Annotated in this window: 16 protein-coding genes; 12 read left to right on the top strand and 4 right to left on the bottom strand. The window is 70.9% G+C overall.

The window, feature by feature from the left end; translation table 11 throughout:
* Nucleotides 1–5 precede the first annotated feature (5 nt).
* The 4 genes from ACIBI5_RS21740 (at nucleotide 6) to ACIBI5_RS21725 (ending at nucleotide 6798) form a co-directional block, all read left to right on the top strand.
* The gene (locus tag ACIBI5_RS21740) at nucleotides 6–2198 is read left to right on the top strand and encodes a TOMM precursor leader peptide-binding protein (protein WP_397249392.1); all 2193 of its coding nucleotides are present in this window, start codon (nucleotides 6–8) and stop codon (nucleotides 2196–2198) included.
* 17 nt (nucleotides 2199–2215) lie between these two features.
* Complete coding sequence (locus tag ACIBI5_RS21735; protein WP_397249390.1) at nucleotides 2216–3739, top strand: SagB family peptide dehydrogenase; 1524 nt, start codon at nucleotides 2216–2218, stop codon at nucleotides 3737–3739.
* A gap of 80 nt (nucleotides 3740–3819) precedes the next feature.
* The gene (locus tag ACIBI5_RS21730) at nucleotides 3820–6120 is read left to right on the top strand and encodes a sensor histidine kinase (RefSeq protein WP_397249388.1); all 2301 of its coding nucleotides are present in this window, start codon (nucleotides 3820–3822) and stop codon (nucleotides 6118–6120) included.
* A gap of 63 nt (nucleotides 6121–6183) precedes the next feature.
* Nucleotides 6184–6798: a DNA-binding response regulator gene (locus tag ACIBI5_RS21725; protein WP_397249386.1), complete on the top strand. Its 615-nt coding sequence runs from the start codon at nucleotides 6184–6186 to the stop codon at nucleotides 6796–6798.
* Between the two features lie 51 nt (nucleotides 6799–6849).
* Here the strand turns inward: ACIBI5_RS21725 and ACIBI5_RS21720 are convergent, their stop codons facing one another.
* Nucleotides 6850–7341 (bottom strand): hypothetical protein, encoded by a 492-nt coding sequence (locus ACIBI5_RS21720; protein ID WP_397249384.1) that lies wholly within the window; start codon nucleotides 7339–7341, stop codon nucleotides 6850–6852.
* Nucleotides 7342–7527: 186 nt separating this feature from the next.
* Between ACIBI5_RS21720 and ACIBI5_RS21715 the strand changes: the two genes are divergently transcribed.
* Both ACIBI5_RS21715 and ACIBI5_RS21710 read left to right on the top strand, forming a co-directional pair.
* On the top strand, nucleotides 7528–8802 hold the full coding sequence (locus ACIBI5_RS21715) for a sensor histidine kinase (RefSeq protein WP_397249382.1): 1275 nt from the start codon (nucleotides 7528–7530) through the stop codon (nucleotides 8800–8802).
* The gene (locus ACIBI5_RS21710; RefSeq protein ID WP_397249380.1) at nucleotides 8799–9437 is read left to right on the top strand and encodes a response regulator; all 639 of its coding nucleotides are present in this window, start codon (nucleotides 8799–8801) and stop codon (nucleotides 9435–9437) included. Before ACIBI5_RS21715 ends, ACIBI5_RS21710 begins: the two co-directional genes overlap by 4 nt.
* Here ACIBI5_RS21710 and ACIBI5_RS21705 read toward each other — a convergent pair.
* Nucleotides 9422–10453, bottom strand: a complete 1032-nt coding sequence (locus ACIBI5_RS21705; RefSeq protein WP_397249378.1) for a hypothetical protein — start codon at nucleotides 10451–10453, stop codon at nucleotides 9422–9424. The genes ACIBI5_RS21710 and ACIBI5_RS21705 overlap by 16 nt on opposite strands.
* Before the next feature lie 104 nt (nucleotides 10454–10557).
* Here ACIBI5_RS21705 and ACIBI5_RS21700 point away from each other — a divergent pair, with 104 nt between their 5' ends.
* From ACIBI5_RS21700 to ACIBI5_RS21680, 5 genes are all read left to right on the top strand, one after another.
* Complete coding sequence (locus tag ACIBI5_RS21700) at nucleotides 10558–11130, top strand: ArsR/SmtB family transcription factor (protein ID WP_397249376.1); 573 nt, start codon at nucleotides 10558–10560, stop codon at nucleotides 11128–11130.
* Nucleotides 11131–11242: 112 nt separating this feature from the next.
* Nucleotides 11243–12646, top strand: a complete 1404-nt coding sequence (locus ACIBI5_RS21695; RefSeq protein ID WP_397249374.1) for a prolyl oligopeptidase family serine peptidase — start codon at nucleotides 11243–11245, stop codon at nucleotides 12644–12646.
* A 74-nt stretch (nucleotides 12647–12720) separates the two neighbouring features.
* Nucleotides 12721–13272, top strand: a complete 552-nt coding sequence (locus tag ACIBI5_RS21690; protein WP_397249372.1) for a GNAT family N-acetyltransferase — start codon at nucleotides 12721–12723, stop codon at nucleotides 13270–13272.
* Between the two features lie 73 nt (nucleotides 13273–13345).
* A complete protein-coding gene (locus ACIBI5_RS21685; protein ID WP_397249370.1) occupies nucleotides 13346–13888 on the top strand; it encodes a helix-turn-helix domain-containing protein in 543 nt (180 codons plus the stop codon).
* A 5-nt stretch (nucleotides 13889–13893) separates the two neighbouring features.
* Nucleotides 13894–14256, top strand: coding sequence for a hypothetical protein (locus ACIBI5_RS21680; RefSeq protein ID WP_397249368.1), 363 nt, complete (start codon nucleotides 13894–13896; stop codon nucleotides 14254–14256).
* Between the two features lie 116 nt (nucleotides 14257–14372).
* On the opposite strand, the gene ACIBI5_RS21675 is transcribed toward ACIBI5_RS21680, so the two are convergent.
* Both ACIBI5_RS21675 and ACIBI5_RS21670 read right to left on the bottom strand, forming a co-directional pair.
* Nucleotides 14373–15059, bottom strand: a complete 687-nt coding sequence (locus tag ACIBI5_RS21675; protein ID WP_397249366.1) for a response regulator — start codon at nucleotides 15057–15059, stop codon at nucleotides 14373–14375.
* 16 nt (nucleotides 15060–15075) lie between these two features.
* Entirely contained in the window at nucleotides 15076–16209 is a 1134-nt protein-coding gene (locus ACIBI5_RS21670) for a histidine kinase (RefSeq protein WP_397249364.1), read from the bottom strand.
* A gap of 136 nt (nucleotides 16210–16345) precedes the next feature.
* Here ACIBI5_RS21670 and ACIBI5_RS21665 point away from each other — a divergent pair, with 136 nt between their 5' ends.
* Nucleotides 16346–16855 carry an alpha/beta hydrolase gene (locus tag ACIBI5_RS21665; RefSeq protein ID WP_397249362.1) on the top strand — a complete coding sequence of 170 codons (510 nt, stop codon included), beginning with the start codon at nucleotides 16346–16348 and terminating at the stop codon, nucleotides 16853–16855.
* Nucleotides 16856–16914 lie beyond the last annotated feature (59 nt).

Here is a 16914-nt window from a genome sequence, read left to right as displayed (position 1 = left end):
CGGCCATGGTGGACAAGGCAGACCAGATGCTCCTCGGCTTCAAACGGCACCTGCGGGTGGACGTGGTCGCGGGTGAGGCGGTGTACGTGTCGTCGGCGAGGGGCACGACCGCGCTGGAAGGAGCCTTGGTCCACAGGCTGGCGCCCATGCTCGACGGCACCCGCACTGTGGCCGAGATCCGCCACGCGATGGCGCCCTGGGCCTCCGCGCCCAGGCTCGGCCACATGCTGGCCCAGCTCACCCGGGCGAATCTCGTGGGCTTCCAGAGCGCCTCGACGACAGAGGCGGACGCCTACTGGGACCTCGCCGGCCTCGACCAGGCGGGACTCAAGTCCGCCTCCACACCGGTCGCGGTGATCACGCTCGGTGACCGGCCGCAGGCCGCCGCCGAGGCGTGCCGGGCCGCCGGCCTGACCGTGGCGCGGGAAGAGGACGCCGGCATGTTCCTGGTGTTGTGCGCCGACTATCTCGACCCGAGACTGGCCGAGGTCAACGCCCGGCGGCTGGCCGACGGCACGCCCTGGCTGCTGGCCGCCACCCGCGGCCCCGACATCTGGATCGGCCCGGCCTTCGAGCCGGGGACGGGCCCGTGCTGGGAGTGCCTGGCCGGGCGGCTGCGCATGCACCGCTGTGCGGGCACGCACCGCCCGCCCGAGGCGTCCCTGGCCCCGACCCGCGCCCTCGGCCTGCACCTGGCGGTGCACGAGCTGACCAAGTGGCTGGCCGGCGCGTCCACGGGTCTGCGCGACGGGATGTGGACGCTGGACACCCTGGACCTGGGCTTGACGCGCCATCCCCTCACGCGCCGCCCGCAGTGCGGCGCGTGCGGGACGAGCGACGCGAGCGCCGTGCCCGTGGCCGCCACGATCGGCCGGTCCGGGGGCAGCGCGCCCGGCAACAGCCATCGCGCGATGTCCCTGGAGGACATGTGGGACACCTATCACCACCTCGCCGACCCGGTGACGGGGGTCACCGACCCCATCCGGCGCGACCCGCGCTGCCCGCGGTTCGTTCACAGCTACCTGTCGGGCAGGAACCTCGCGCTCGCCGGCGACGGGCGCGGCGGGCTGCGCCAGTGGAGCGGCGGCAAAGGCCGCACCGATCTGGAGGCACAGGTCAGCGCCCTCGGTGAGGCGGTGGAGCGATACTGCGGCACCCGGCTCGGCGACGAGCGCGTCATCCTCGGCACGTACGGCCGGCTGCGCGGCGACGCCATTCACCCCGACACCTGCCAGCTCTTCCACCCGAGCCAGTACGCCGACCGGGACCGCTGGAACGCGCGCGCCATGCCGTTCCAGCGCATCCCCGAGCCCTTCGACGAACGCGCGGTCATCGAGTGGACCCCGGTCCACTCGATCATGACGGGGGCGCAGCGGCTGCTGCCCACCGACCTGCTGTACTTCAACGGCGGAACCGGTGCTCCCTCCCTCAGGGCGACCTCCAACGGGAACGCCGCGGGCGCGAGCCTGGAGGACGCGGTCGTCCAGGGCTTCCTCGAACTCGTCGAGCGCGACGCGGTGGCGCTGTGGTGGTACAACAGGACGCGGCAGGCGCCGATCGACCAGACCTCCTTGGACGACCCGTTCATCGCCGAGGTCTTCGACGGCTACGCCGAGATCAACCGCGCGGTGTGGCTCCTCGACCTCACCTCCGACCTGGAGATCCCCGTCGTGGCGGCGATCTCGCGCCGGACCGACAAACCCGCGCAGGACATCATGCTCGGCTTCGGCGCCCACTTCGACCTGCGCATCGCCGTACGGCGGGCGCTCACGGAACTCGGCCAGCTCCTGTCCGCGGTGATCGACGCCAAGCCAGACGGCAGCGGATACCCGCGCACCGACGAGCACATCCGGCGCTGGTGGCAGGAGGCGACCACGGCGAACCAGCCGTACCTCCTGCCCGACCCGGACCAGCCATCCACGCGCTTCCGCGGCGGCGGCGAGGCCGAGCGCGGTAACCTGAACGCCGGCCTGGACCGCATGCGCGCCGTCGCCGAGAGTCGCCACCTGGACGTCCTCGTCCTCGACCAGACGAGACCCGATGTCGGCATGCCGGTCGTCAAGGTGGTGGTGCCCGGCCTGCGGCACTTCTGGGCGCGCTTCGCCCCAGGCCGGCTGTACGACGTTCCCGTCAAGCTCGGGCGCCTGCCCCGTCCGACCGCTTACGCGGAGCTCAATCCCATCCCGCTGTTCCTCTGACCCAGGAGTTACCGACCATGGCTGCCGGATTCGGGGACGAGGCGACACCCTCGGAGCTCCACGTGTTGTGGTCACTTCGTGAGGACGTCCACCTCGAAGCCGGGTCCGAGGGCGGGGTCCTGCTGGTGCACAGCCGCTGGGGCGACATCGAGCTGGTCCAGCCGGGCGCGGCCGTGTTCGAGGCGCTGCAGCGGATGAGCCTGGGGCCGACGCACCTGGAGAACGTGATCAGCGGCGAAGCCGAGATGGCCGACCTCCTTCGCCTGCTGCAGCGCCTCGAACCCTTGGTGGTCCGCTCCCTGAGCGTGGACCGGGAGCAGCCCCTGGTGTCCGTGGTGCCGCTGACGCACCACTCGCGGTTCCACGTGACCCCGATCGCCGCCGACGTGCCGATCCGCCTGTCCAGGTTCGCCGTCATCAGCACCAACGGCAGGGACTACCGGCTCGAATCGCCGCTGGCCCTGCACCGGGTGATCCTGCACAGCGCGGATGCCATGGGCCTGCTCGGCCATCTGCGGCGGCCGACCAGGCCCAGCGCGATCCGGACGGCTTCGCCGTACTTCGATGCCTTCGTCGCCTATCTGGCGGCGGCGGGGATGGTCGTGCGCGCCGAGCGCGTCGAAGAGTTTCGCCCGGTGGAGTTCGCCGAGGACACCGACGACCTGCTGATCTCGTGGTCACCCGTCGACCTGCTGTTCCACAGTCGTTCCACGCTGGGCAGGCACGATCGCGACTTCGGCGCGACCTATCCGGGCGGAGACCGGCCCGGCGTCGAGCCCGTGGTCGTCTCGCGCGGCGACAACGGCCTCGTCGGTCTGTACCGGCCCACGTGGGAGGCACTGGTGGCGGCCGACCCGCCGCTCAGCGCGGCGGTCGAGGCGGTGGATGAGGCGCACCTGAGCTCCGGCCCGATCACGGCGCGCGAGCTCGGCGAACTGCTCTACCGGGTGGCCAGGGTGCGTTCGCTGAGCGGTTCCCCATTCTCGCCCGAAGAGACCAGCGACCGTCCGTATCTGAGCATTGGCTCCGGCTATGAGCTGGAGCTTTACGTCGCCGTGCGCGACTGCACCGGAATTGACGAGGGCATATATCACTACGATCCGCTGAACCACGGACTCAGGGCACTGGCGGGCGAAATACACTGGGTCGACGCCGCCCTGGAGAATGCGCGGCTGGCGGCCGGAATGCGTCATCAGCCGCCTGTTCTCGTCATTATCACCGCGCGTTTCCGCCGTGTGTCCTGGAAGTACAGCGGTCTCAGTTACGCCTCGGTCCTGAAGAACGTCGGCATGCTCAGCCAGACGTTGTCGCTGGTGGCGGCGGGGCTGGGGCTGGGGACGCATCCCCTGGAAAGCCTGGACATCGAGTTGTGGGCGGAAGCATTGGGCGCCGACTGGCGGGCCGAATCCAGTGTCGGGGGTCTTGTGCTCGGGAGAAAACTGCCGGCGAAAGACAGCACGGCAATCGGTTGGCATCAAGTGAATGACGCGCACTGGGCAGATCTGGCACGCCGATTGGTACGCCCCGATGAGGGACCTTGAACGGCATATGGTGACAATATAGACTCGCCTGGCTAAACCCCGCGTACATGTCAGGAATGCGGCCGGGTCGCGGAGAGGGCATGGCGATGGGCGCGCTGGTGCACGACCGGGAGAGTGTGCGGCTCGAACCTGTGGAGCCGCGGGCGCGCCGCACGGCACGGGTCGTCACCGCCGTCGTCGCCGTCGGCTACGCCACCAGCTCGCTGGTCACCGTCGTGCTCGCCGGACTGCGCGGCACGGGCCTGTTCGCCTTCCTGGGCTGCCTGGGCGTCGTCGTCACACTGCAACTGGCCCATTCCAGCCCCGGCGCGCTCGCCTGGCCGCGGCGGGTTCGCTCCGTGACGCTCCTGGCGCAGGTGCTCGCCACCTTCGCCCCGGCCGCGTGGGTGGGGCCGCAGTTCGGCGCCGCCGCGGGCTTCGTCGCCGGCTCGATGCTGCTGGTGATCCGGAGCCGTGTGAGGTGGGCCCTCTATGCCGCGGTGGCGGCAGGCGTGTTCGCCGCGGCGCTCCTGCAACACCAGGGATGGCAGGCGCTCAACCTCGCCTACGCCGTGCACTTCACGCTCCTGACCGGCCTGATGCTGTACGCGGTCGGCTCACTGTCGGGCATCGTCGCCGAAGTGAGCGCCTCCCGCGGCGACCTGGTGCGGATGGCGGTCGTCCAGGAACGCCTGCGGGTCGCCCGTGACCTGCACGACCTCGTGGGCCACGACCTCTCCGCCATCACCCTGCGCTATGAGCTGGCCTACCGCCTGCTGCCCGCCGCCCGCGCGCGGGCCGCGACCGAACTGCGCGACGTCCTGGAGGTCGTACGGCGGGCCACGGCCGGAGTGCAGGGTGTCGCCGGGGGCAGCGGCCGGATCTCCCTGGCCACGGAGAAGAGCGCGGCGCTCGCCACGCTGTCGAGCGCCCAGATCGAGGCGAGGATCCGCATCCCCGACATCACGCTCGCCGGACGCCTGGACGAGGTCATGGCGGTCGTCCTGCGCGAGGGCATCACCAACGTGCTGCACCACAGCAAGGCGCAGCAGTGCCGGGTCGAGCTGGTGACCGAAGGCGACACGGTCCGCCTGCGGATGTCCAACGACGGAGTGGACACCGTGCCCGAGGACCTGGCCGACCGCGGCTGCGGACTCGGCAATCTGGCCGTCCGCCTGGCGGAGGTCGGCGGGCGCCTGACCACCAGAAGCGAAGGCGAGTGGTTCCACCTGACGGTCGAGGCCCCGGCGCGACGGCAGGCCGCGGCCGCCGACCGCCACCCGCCGGACACCTCCCCGCGAGAGCGCTGGCCGCGCGGAGCCGGTCCCGCGGAGCGGTGGGGGCCGAAGACGACCTCGGCCATCGTTCTCCTGGTGCTGTCCGGCTACGCGCTCACCATCCTGCTCAACATCGTCTGGACGGAGCCGAGTGTGGCCGGCGCGCTGGGCGCCGCCGCGTGCGTGGTGACGATGCTGGCCATGCAGCTGCTGCTCACCTTCGGATTCCTGCGCACGCCCTGGGCGCGCAGGGCGGCGATGGCCGGGCAGGCCGCGGTCACCTTCCTGCCGCTGCTCTGGCTGAACGCCCCCTGGGGCAGCATGGCCGGGTTCGTCGCGGGAGCCGTACTCCTGGAGCTGAGAGGGGTGCTGCGGTGGGTGCTGTACTCCGCTCTGGGGGGTGTTGTCCTGACGCTGGCGGTGCTGACCGCGAGCAGCGTCAGCATGATCGCCTGGCTGACCATCTCCACCCTGCTCACCGGCCTCATCGTGTACGGCGTGAGCTGGCTGATGACCTTGGTGAGGGAGGCGCACTCGGCGCGGACCGAGTTGACGGACGAGGCCGTCGAACGCGAACGCCTGCGCATGGCACGCGAGCTCAATGAGGTGCTCGTGGACGGCTTGTCCCAGGTGGCGCTCAGGGGCGTGCTGGCCTGCCGCCTCCTGGACGTGGCCCCGGAGCGGGCGCCGTCGGAGCTGGAGGGGATCCTGGAACTGCTCAGGCGGATGCTCGCCGACGTGCGCAACGTGGCCAGCGACTATCGCAACCTCTCCTTCGGCGGCGAACTCGACTCCTCCCGGGCCATCCTGGCCGCCGCCGGGATCGAGGTCACGATCGACCTCCACGGCCGGGTCCGCGATCAGAAGGCCGACGCCGTGCTGGCGACCATGTTGCGTGAAGCCGTCACCAACATCCTGCGGCACAGCACCGCTCGCCACTGCGTCATCACCAGCGAGCAAGGCTCGCTCACCATCAGGAACGACGGGGTGGATCCGTCATCGGGGCAGCCTGTGGTGCAGGATCAGCGTGGGCTGGGCGACGTGGCGCGGCGCCTGGACGGCGTCGGCGGGCGGTTGACGGCCGGTGTCGCGGACGGATGGTTCCACGTGACCGCCTTCCTGTGAATGTCTTGCCGTATACGCTGATGCTTATACGCTCCATGAAATGGAATGGGCGAGGGGGCGTGGATGCTGCACTTAAAGGTGCTGATCGCCGAGGATGTGCACATGGTGCGGGGCGCACTGGCCGCCCTTCTTTCCCTGGAGCCCGACCTCACCGTGGTCGCCGAGGTCGACAGCGGCGACATGATCGTGCCCGTGGCGCTCGAAACAGGTCCCGATGTGGCGGTCATCGACATCGACATGCCGAAGATGGACGGCCTGACCGCCGCGCAGATCCTCCACGAAAAGCTGCCCAGCTGCCGCACGCTCATCGTCACCGGAATGGGCAGGCCGGGCACGCTCAGGCGGGCGCTCGCGGTGTCGGTGTCCGGCTTCCTCCTGAAGGAGGCTCCCGCCGACCAGCTCGCCGCCGCCGTGCGCGGGGTGGCGGCCGGGCGGCGTATCGTCGATCCCCAGCTCGCGCTGTCGGCCTGGGACATCGGAGAGAACCCGCTCTCGGCGCGTGAGATCGAGATCCTGCACCTGGCGGCCAAAGGCGTGGAACCCGAGGAGATAGCCGCCACGCTCCACCTGTCGGTGGGGACGGTCCGCAACTACCTCACGAAGATCCTGACAAAGCTGAACGCCCGCAACCGCGTCCACGCCATCCGGATCGCCTCCGACGCGGGCTGGATCTCCTGACGCTCACCCGCGATACGGCAGCGACGACGACCGCCGATCGCGCCATCCTCCTCATCGCCGGGCCCTGCCTCTGGTGGTGCGTCCCCATGGCTTGACGATGGAGAGCACCGTGGCGAGGAAGAGGACGGCCAGCATCACGACCGACCCGTTGACCAGGCCCGGCCCCAGGGAGCCGAGGTCGGCCCGCGGATCGGCCAGGGTGGCCGCGAGCGCGTCCTTCACCCCCTGCGCGGTGTACACGTAGCCGAAGACCATGGCGAAGACGGTGAGCACCAGCTTGGTGATCACCCACCAGTGACGCAGGACGCGCCACTTCGTGTACAGCGCCAGCACCAGACCGGTGATCAGCGCGGCCAGACTGCCCGGAATCATGATCGCCGTGTCGCTGACGTGCATCAGCTCGTAAGCCGCGGGCCGCAGCGGCCTTCCCTCGCTGGTCAGCGCCACGGCTCCCATGACAAGCATGGCGTAACTGCCGCCCAGCCAGCCCACCGAGGTGCTCACGTGCAGCACCAGCCACACCTTGCGTGCGGTGGGTTTCATCGGCCAGGTGATGGATCGCCTGGGTGCGGTATGGACTGCCCTCACGTCATGCCCTCCTGCGCGGTCGACGACGATGCCTCCAGCACACAGGTGACCGGCGGCCGGGCGAATCACGGCGGGGCCCACACTCCTTGGTATAGGTGGCTGTCATGGCACGGGCACCCAGACGTCCTAAGCTGCGGCGGTGTGGAGAGCACGCACCCGCGAGAGGCGCTGAGATCTCGTCCGCAGAGACTCCTGACCTCCTCCGCCCCCTGGCGCGCCTGGGCCTACGCGGCGACCGGGGCGCTCCTCGGCGGCTGCGCGATGGCGGTGATGCTGGCACTCGTCCTGGTGGGCGCGACGCTGGCGCCCGTGCTCCTGGGATTGGTCCCGCTCACGGCGGCGGGGCTGGCCGGGATCCCGGTCGGCGCCGTCGAACGCCGGCGGCTGCGGCTGCTGGGCCTGCCGGCGCACCCCAGCCCTCACCGGACGCTGCGCGGCACGGGGGCCGCGGCCTGGATGCGCACCAGACTCCGCGAGAACGCGTCCTGGCGCGAACTCGCCTACACCATGGCGCTGATCACCGGGCTGTGGCCGCTCGACTACGTGGTCGCGGCCGTCCCTCTCGCCTGCCTGGTCTGCCTCGCCGCACCCGTCGTCTACCTGGTGTCCGGGCCGGTGGACGTCCTCGGCACCCATCTGGCCACGCTGGGGGACTCGCTCCTGACGGCTGGATTCGCCGCGCTCGGGCTGGTCGCCGCGGCCTATCTGGCCGTCGCGGTCGCGAGCATCCGCGTCGTGTTGGTCCGGGTACTGCTCGCGCCGCCACCGTCCGAGGTCCCCGGCATGGAGACGGTCGGCTCCAGCGGCCGGTTGCTGGACGCGTTCGACGCCGAACGACGGCGTATCGAGCGCGACCTGCACGACGGCACCCAGCAGCGGCTGGTCGCGCTCGGCGTGATGCTGGACCTGGCGCGGATGGGTGTGGAAGAGCCGGAGCTGCGCGGTCTGTTGTCCCGAGCCCATCGGGAGACCCTCACGACGCTCGAAGAACTGCGCGAGCTCGTCCGCGGCATCCATCCGCGGGTGCTGACCGAGCGCGGCCTGCCCGAAGCCGTCGCCGAGCTGGCCGGCGCCCACCCCATGGCGATCCGGGTGAAGGTCGAGGTGGCGGGCAGGCTCGCGCCCGGCGTGGAGAGCACCGCCTACTTCGTGGTGAGCGAGGCTCTGGCGAACGTCGCCAAGCACGCCCGAGCCGGTGACTGCTGGGTCAGCGGGCGGATCATCCGCGACGTCCTGATACTCGAAGTGGGCGACAGCGGGCGGGGCGGCCTGACCCCACGGGAGGACGGAGGCGTTCAGGGCATGGCCGACCGGGTGGCCGCGGTGGGCGGCCAGGTGAGGTTCGACAGCCCCGAAGGCGGGCCGACCGTGCTGCGCGCCGAGATCCCCTGCCTGCCACAGGAGACAACGGCATGAGAGTCGTGCTCGCGGAGGACTCCGGCCTGCTCAGGGAGAGCCTGGTCAACCTCCTCACGCACTTCGGCCACCGGGTGGTGGCCGCGGTGGCCACGGCCGGCGACCTGCGCACCGCGGCCGCCGAAGCCCGGCCCGACATCGTCGTCACCGACGTGCGCATGCCGCCCGACCACACCGACGACGGCCTGCGGGCCGCGATCGAGCTGCGCCGAGGCCGCCCCTCGTTGCCCGTGCTGGTCCTCAGCCAGTACGTCGACGCCGCCTCGCTCACCGAGCTGCTGCGCAGCGGCGGCGCCGGCACCGGCTACCTGCTCAAAGACCGGGTGGTCGACGGAGCCCAGTTCGTGGCGACCATGTGCGAGGTCGGCGGGGGCGCGACGGTGATCGACCCGGAGGTGGTGCGGCGCCTGCTCACGCACCGGGACGACCCCTTGCTGCGGCTCAGCGCCCGTGAGCTCGACGTGCTGGCGCTGATGGCCGAGGGCCGGTCCAACGCCGCCATCGGCAGGGAACTGGTCATCTCCGGCGTGACCGTCTCCAAGCACATCGGCAGCATCTTCACCAAGCTGGACCTGATCGACGACCAGGTCGGCCACCGAAGAGTCCTGGCGGTTCTCAGCTACCTGCGCGGCTGACCGCCACGCTGCTCGATCGTGCTGCCGGATCCGCGCCGCCGGGCGATGAGCGCCACCGCGGTGACGTAGGCGGCGACGAAGATCGCTCCGGACACGCTTCTGAAGACGTCGCCCTGCACCTGCCCGACCAACAGGACGATGATGGCCGCCTGTGCCGTTCCCGCACCGAGAACGAACACCGCCGCGGCGACCCGCGAGGGGGCCTGGACACGGGCCACCGCCCCAAGGCCCGCCACCACCGCCACCGAGGTGTAGAGCACCACGACCGGCCACGGCGCCTTGACGACCGCGACCAGCGTCTCGGTTCCCACGAACCAGAGGACGTAGAGCCCGGCGCCCGCCACGAACGGCCGCCAGGGCACACCGGGACGATCCACGCCCGACACGGCCCGGGGGAGCCAGGGCCGCCGGGGCAGCCGCACCGCGAGCAGATACGCCACCAGCGCGGCGCCGAGCACGACCGCCACGTGCAGCAGGAAAGTCCCGCCGTCCTGAACGCCGCGGTTCTCACCCCAGAACACGAAACGGGCGATCGCCAGCCCGCCGGTGACGATCGCCATAACCCAGGTCGCCCGCTTCGGCAGCCACGGCCGGTCCGCCTGCCGGGGGAACAGCAGGTGAACCAGAAGGACCGGGGTGACCAGCGAGAACAGGCCATGCCAGGGCAGGATGTACAGCATCCAGGGGATCCGCAGCCCCGCCACGAGTCCCAAGTTTCCGTACGCTTCGTTCGCCGGGTCGAGCGGGTGGAAGAGCGTCTCCGAGATGAGGCCCTCGTTGTAGAGGCCGTAGATCATTCCCAGGCACCACAGGCCCAGGAGGCCCAAGCTTCCGCGTGTCGCCACCTCGCGGAGTATCAGGATCGGCAGGCCGTACACGAAGATCGTGAAGGGGAGGAGCACGCCCGGCCGGAAGAAGTCGGTGGCCGGCATGGAGCCGCTGAAGACCTCCGCCAGCAGCGGTGAGAGCGCCATCAGCAGCAAGATCGGCCGCCAGCTCTGACGTAACGCGTTCATCGTGAGGGTTTCCTTTCCTCGACGTCCGTCGCGCACGACCACTGGCGCACGCTCCTTTGCAAGTCATCTTTGCAAAGAGTCTTTGTATCTCATAGTCTGGTCTCATGCCAGATCCGCCGGGTCCCCAAGAGATCGCCGATGTCGAGGCGCTGAAGCTGCTGGCTCACCCCATGAGGCAGCGGATCGAGCGGCAGCTGCGGCAGGGCCCGGCCAACTCCACGACGCTCGCCCGCGCCCTGGGGGAAAGCAGCGGGCTGACCAGCTATCACCTCCGGCAGATGGCCAAGCACGGCTTCATCGAAGAGGTCCCCGAGCTGTCGCGGGGACGGGAGCGATGGTGGCGTCACGTGCCGGCGGATCGCCGGATTCCGCCCTACAGCAGGCAGAGCCCGGAGATGCGGGAGGCGGTCGAGGAGATGAATCGCCTCGACTTCGCCGACGAACTGGAGCAGTTCACCCGCTTCCAGCTCCAGCGCGCACAGATGGGGGAGTGGGCCGACGCCCTGGCCTGGTCCCGCTCGACGATCAAGCTCACGGCCGATGAGCTCACTGAATTCCTCGAGGAGTACGTGAAACTGCTCTACCGCTTCAAACGGCCGGAGGAGGAGACTCCACCCGGCGCGCGTGTCGTGCTCGCGCGGCTGCTGGCCTTCCCCGCACCCGCCGACGACGAGTGAAACCGGGCCGCCGAGTGCCAGCTCGGCGGCCCAGGAACGGAATCCGCGTCACCACGCCCGCGAAGGGCGTGTCTCACCGTGCGCGAAAACCTCAGAGAAAGGAGACCAGCTCATGCTGCTCCGACGCAAGTTGCCCGCCCTTTTACTGCTGCTCCCGGTCGCTGTTCTGCCGGCCGGCTCCGTCCGGGCCGAGACCCAGGCCGTGCGCAGCGGCGACGTCACCTTCATGGGCGCCGGCGGCGTGACCCTGCACGGGACGATCATCGGCCCACAGGCGGCGAAGAGGCGCAGCCCGGCCATCGTCATGGTGCACGGCGCCGGACCGGTCACCCGGGAGGAGTACCGGGACGAGGCCGAGGCGTACGCCAGACGAGGCGTCGTGACCCTGATCTACGACAAGCGCACCGACGGCTACTCCACCGTGCGGCGGGACTACGCGATGCTCGCCACCGACGCGCTCGCCGCGGTGCGGGCCCTGCGCGCCCGCCCCGAGGTCGACCCGGACAGGGTCGGCGTCTGGGGGCTGTCGGAGGGCGGCTGGGTGGCGCCCCTGGCGGCGGCGCGTTCGGCGGACGTCGCCTTCCTGATCGTCGCGGGCGCGGTCGGCACCACGCCCGCGAGACAACAGGCGTGGGCGTACGGCGAGCGGCTCAGGCATGCCGGGATCCGCGGGTCACTCGTCCCGGCGTTGCAACGACGTCTGATCCGTTACGCCGTCGCCGGCGGGCTGTTCGGCGAGGCCGCCCACGATCCCGTACGAGGCTGGGAGCACGTTCGCCAGCCGGTCCTGGCGGTGTGGGGAACCCTGGACAGGGAAGCGGTGCCCGCGGAGAGCGCGAAGATCATTGCCGGGGCGCTGGCCAGGGGCGGCAACGAGCACTACACCATCCGCTTCATCGCCGGAGCCCGGCACAACCTCAACGGCACCCGGGACGACGGCTTCGACCGGCCCGACCTGCTGCCCCCGACGTACGCCACGCTGGAGGCCTCCTGGATCAAGAGCCTGGCCGGCGGGCCGCCGCCGATCCGGGTCGGCAGCCCGCCGCCCCAGGCGCAGGCGAGCCGCCCGGTCGACGGGCCGCTCGCGTGGTACGAGGCTCCCCAGTGGCAGCTGGTGGCGTTCGCGTTCTTCGTGACGGCCTGCCTGGGCTACCCCATCGGGGCACTGGTGCGCCGTGGACGCGGACGCCGCGGCGCACCCGTGGCCGCCCGGCCCGCCCGCGTGTTCGTCGTCGCGCTGCCGGTGGCACTGATCGGCTTCCTCGCCTACCTGGGTGTCCTGATCCTCACCGGCGCGACCGTGATCGGGCCCGTCGTCCTCGGCCGGTCCGTGCCCTGGCTGTTGCTCCAGCTCCTCTCCGTGACCGTGGTCGCCGCCGGGATCGCCACCGGGGCCGCCGCGTGGCGCTCGCGGCGTTCGCTGTCCGGTGGCGGCCGGATCCGGCTCGGCCTGCTGCTCGCGGCCGCCGCGGCGTACCTGCCGTGGGCGCTGTACTGGGGGCTCGTCGTTCCGTAGACCGTCGCCGCTGTGGCGGCTCGTCGTCCTGCCGGCCGCCACCCGGCGGGCCCGTGTTCTATGATCATGGACCCATGAGCCTGTCTGCCGCGATAGTCCCCTCGGAGCGGCTCCTGCTGCGCGGAGCATTGCAGGAGGCCGACCGTGAAGGATTCATCGAGCTCTCGACCGATCCCGAGGTTCAGGAATACCTCGGCGGCGCGCGGCCTCGGAGTGAGGCCGAGCAGCGCTTCGATGCGGCCCTCGCGGCTGACGCGACATCCAGTCACAGCAATTACGTCATCGCGGACAAAACGACGAACCGCTTCCTCGGAACCTTGATGCTCGCCCGCCGGTCGGCCGGTGGCCCCGGGCATGTCACCGAGGATGGCGGGGAGCTGGAACTGGGCTATGTGCTGCGGCGTAGCGCCTGGGGCACGGGGTTCGCGTTCGAGGCCGCGACGGCCGCGTTGCGCGCCGCGGCCGGCGAACTCCCCGACCAGCCGGTCTTGCTCGTGACCCAGACGGCGAACACCCGATCGCTCAACCTCGCCGCCCGCCTTGGCTTCCGCCCCACCAGCACGTTCGAGGAGTTCGGCGCCGAGCAGACTCTCTGCACTGCCGACCTGTCCATGTTCCGAATCTGATCCCGGCATCCGACACGGCGGCCCTCTCTGTGCCGCCTTGCATTCTCATTATCGATATTGATAATGTATTCCTGTGAACGCTTCGACTGAACGGTGGGCCGAGCTGGCGCTTCACCCGGTGCGCATCCGGATTCTGGCCGCCATCGCCGGCGCCCGCCGTACGGCCTCCGACCTGGCGGACCTGCTGCCCGACGTGCCGCAGGCCACGCTCTACCGGCAGATCTCCACCCTGGCCAAGGCCGGGCTGGTGGATGTGGTGGAGGAGCGGAAGGTCGGCGGTGCGACGGAACGCGTCTACGCGCTGCCCAAGGAAGGACTGACCCCGACCCCCGAGGCGTTGGCCGCCGCGTCACCGCAGGAGCACGCGCGTTACTTCACCGCGTTCGTCTCCACCCTGCTGTCGGAGTTCTCGCGCTACCTGTCCCAAGAGCACGTCGACCTGGTGGCCGACGGCGTCGGCTATCAGCAGCTGGTGCTGCATCTGGATGAGGAGGAGTTCGTGCGCTTCGCGCAGGGCTTCGCCGAACTGGTGCGACCCCTGCTGGCGAACGAGCCGGGAGGGGATCGGACACCCCGGATGCTGGCGACGATCCTTCTCCCCTTGACGAAAGGATGACACGCATGGCCACGGTCATGATCACTGACGGTTTGATCACCATCGAGTTCGGCCTGTGGGAGCGGGTGTTCGTCGGCCGCCCCCGGCACGTCATTCCCGTTCATGCGGTACGGCAGGCGGTGGTCACCCACCAGCCGCTGCGCATAGCCCGCGGCGCGAGAAAGGGCCTCGCGGTATCGGGTCACACCAAGATCGGCGTTTGGGGTCTGTTCGGCGGCCCCCGCCAGCTGGTGGCGGCCGGCCGTGACCAGCCCGCAGCCCACCTGATCCTGGATCGCGCGAGCTCCGGCGGCGAGTTCGACGAGGTCGTCGTGTCGGTGCCGGACGCCGACCGGCTCGTCGAGGCCATCCGGCGCGTGGCCGCGTGACGGACGTGGAGGTGCGTGACCTGACCGAAACCACATCCAGATGACCGTCTTTCGCTCCTCCTGGAACGGATGCCGGCCACCGATCAACCAGGCCGGAGGGCAGGCCTGATCCCGGATCAGCGCGGGTTCCCGCGGCCGGGGTCCGGCTCGGCCGGCCCCGCGGTGCCCTCCAGGTAGGCGAGTACGGCTCGCACGCGGCGGTGGCCGGAGTCGTCCGGCGCCAGGCCGAGCTTGGCGAAGATGTTGCCGATGTGCTTGTGGACGGCGTTGTCGCTGATGCGCATCCGCTCGGCCATCGTGGCGTTGTCGTGGCCCTGCGCCATGAGGGCGAGCGACTCCCGTTCCCGGGAGGTGAGGTTGTCCAGGGGGCCGCCGGCGCGGCGGGCGAGGAGCTGGGAGATCACCTCCGGATCCATGGCGGTGCCGCCGGCCGCGACGCGGCGCAGGGCGTCGACGAACTCGGCCACCCGGCCGATCCGGTCCTTCAGGAGGTAGCCGATGCCGCCCCGGCCGTCGGACAGGAGCTCGCCGGCGTACTCGCGCTCGACGTACTGCGACAGCACCAGGATCGGCAGCGCGCCGTGCTCGCGGCGGGCCCGCAGCGCGGCGTGGATTCCCTCGTCGCGGAACGACGGCGGCAGCCGTACGTCGACGATGGCGATGTCGGGGCGGTGTTCGGCGACGGCGTCGAGGAACGCCTCGCCGTCGCCGACGACCGCCACGACCTGGCAGCCCTTGGCCGCCAGCAGGAGTTCCAGACCGCTGGCCAGCAGGACGTTGTCCTCGGCGATCACGACCCGCACGAGACCTCCTGAACGATCACTGGGCGCATGGCACCTGGACGGCGAGCGTGGTGGGCCCGCCCGGCGGGCTGTCGAGGCGGACGGAGCCGTCCAGGGCGGCGACCCGCCGGCGTATCCCGGCGATCCCGCTGCCGCGCCTCTCGTCGGCGCCGCCGCCGCCGTCGTCGGTGACCTCGATGGACAGCACGTCGGCGGTACGCTCGACCCGCAGGGTCGCCCGTGTGGCGGCGGCGTGCTTGGTCACGTTCGTCAGCGCCTCGGCGATCACGTAGTAGGCCACCGCCTCCACGCTCGCCGAGAGCGCGCCCAGATCGGCGAGCTCGAAGTGAACCGGTACGTTCGACCGGGCGGCCAGCGCCGTCAGCGCCCCGTCGAGCCCGCGGTCGGCGAGGATCGGCGGGTAGATCGTCTGCAGCACGGCGCGGAGTTCGGCCATCGCCTCCTCCGTCGTCTCGTGCGCCTGCTCAAGCAGCCTCGCCACCGCTTCCGGATCATCGGCGAGCGACTCCCGGGCCAGGCCCACCTGCATGGCGATGGTCACCAGGCGCGCCTGCGTCCCGTCGTGCAGATCGCGTTCGATTCGCTGAAGCTCCGTGCCGTGGGCGTCGACCACGCCGACCCGGCTCCTGGTCAGGACGTCGACCCGCTCGGTGAGCCGCTCGCGGGCCGACGGCGCGAGTACCGCGAGGGACAAGCGCGCGTGCAGGCGCGCCAGCACCGGGAGCACCCACAAGGCCGCCCCACTGAGGACGGCGATCTGAACGGAGCTCCCGGCCAGCGCGGTCATCCAATCGCCCACATGGACGTCGAGAAAGGCGAACAGGCTGGGACGTTCGTCGACGGGAAAGACCCACCACAAGGACATCACCACGACGGCGACCAGGATGTTGCCCAGGCAGATCAGGGTGGCCATCCCGAGCGGGAGCCCGACCGCGACGTGCGTGAACGCCCACGCGAGACACCGCCGCCCGCCCGGCCACCGCCCGCCGTCCGGGACGCCGAGCAGCCTGCCGGCCCGCCGGCGGTGCCAGCCCGCCCAGCGCCGCGCCGCCGGCGGCGCGAGCAGCACCGGCGACGCGAGCAGCGTGAGTACGGCGGTGGCCAGCGTGCCGAGCAGGTAGATCGAACCGGCCAATGCCCGGTGACGCATGCGCACCTCCTCACGACGCCGGTTTGGAGATCACTATTCTCGCCCGGACCCCGCCGGGCACTACAGCAGGCTGTACCAACGCGCGTACGGGCGCCTGTATCGTGCCGGTTGACCGGCCGAAATAGCGTTCTCGACCATGAAACTGAGATGTGAGCCTACCTTCGGACGCCTGGTCCCCGTCCTTGCCCCGATCGTGTCCGCCACCGCCGCGCCCCCGGCAAGTGCCGGCTCCCCGCTCGCCGGTCCGGCCGCCGCGATCACCTGCGGCGACCGCGCCGCGCCACGCGACCCCGCCGCCTACTGGAACGACGTCCAGCGCAGCCGCGCGCGCCATCCCCTCTTCGGCCCCCTCAAGAACAACATCTGGCCCTGCGCCTTCTGGCCGAACCAGCCCCGCGAGCGCCTCACCCACGTCGCCGGCCCCACCCCCGCGCTGATCGTGCCGGCCACCGGCGACACCGCCACCACCTACCAGGGAAGCCAGGCCATGCACCGGGCGCTGACCGGCTCCCGCCTGCTCACCCTGCGCGGCGCCACCGGCCACGGGATCCACGGCGAGTACGGCGACGCCCGCGTGGACGCCAAGGTCAACGCCTACCTGGCCACCGGAACCCTCCCCGCCACCGATCCGACGTGCCATGCCTGACCTTCCCCCGAGGTCGCGACACCCCCATCGCGGCCGGCAGCCCAGGTCAGCTTCGTGTC

The organism is Nonomuraea sp. NPDC050540 (assembly GCF_044457485.1).
Classification (GTDB): Bacteria; Actinomycetota; Actinomycetes; order Streptosporangiales; family Streptosporangiaceae; genus Nonomuraea.
Note: the sequence above shows the minus strand (reverse complement) of the source record. Positions and strands in the feature narration are given on the sequence as shown.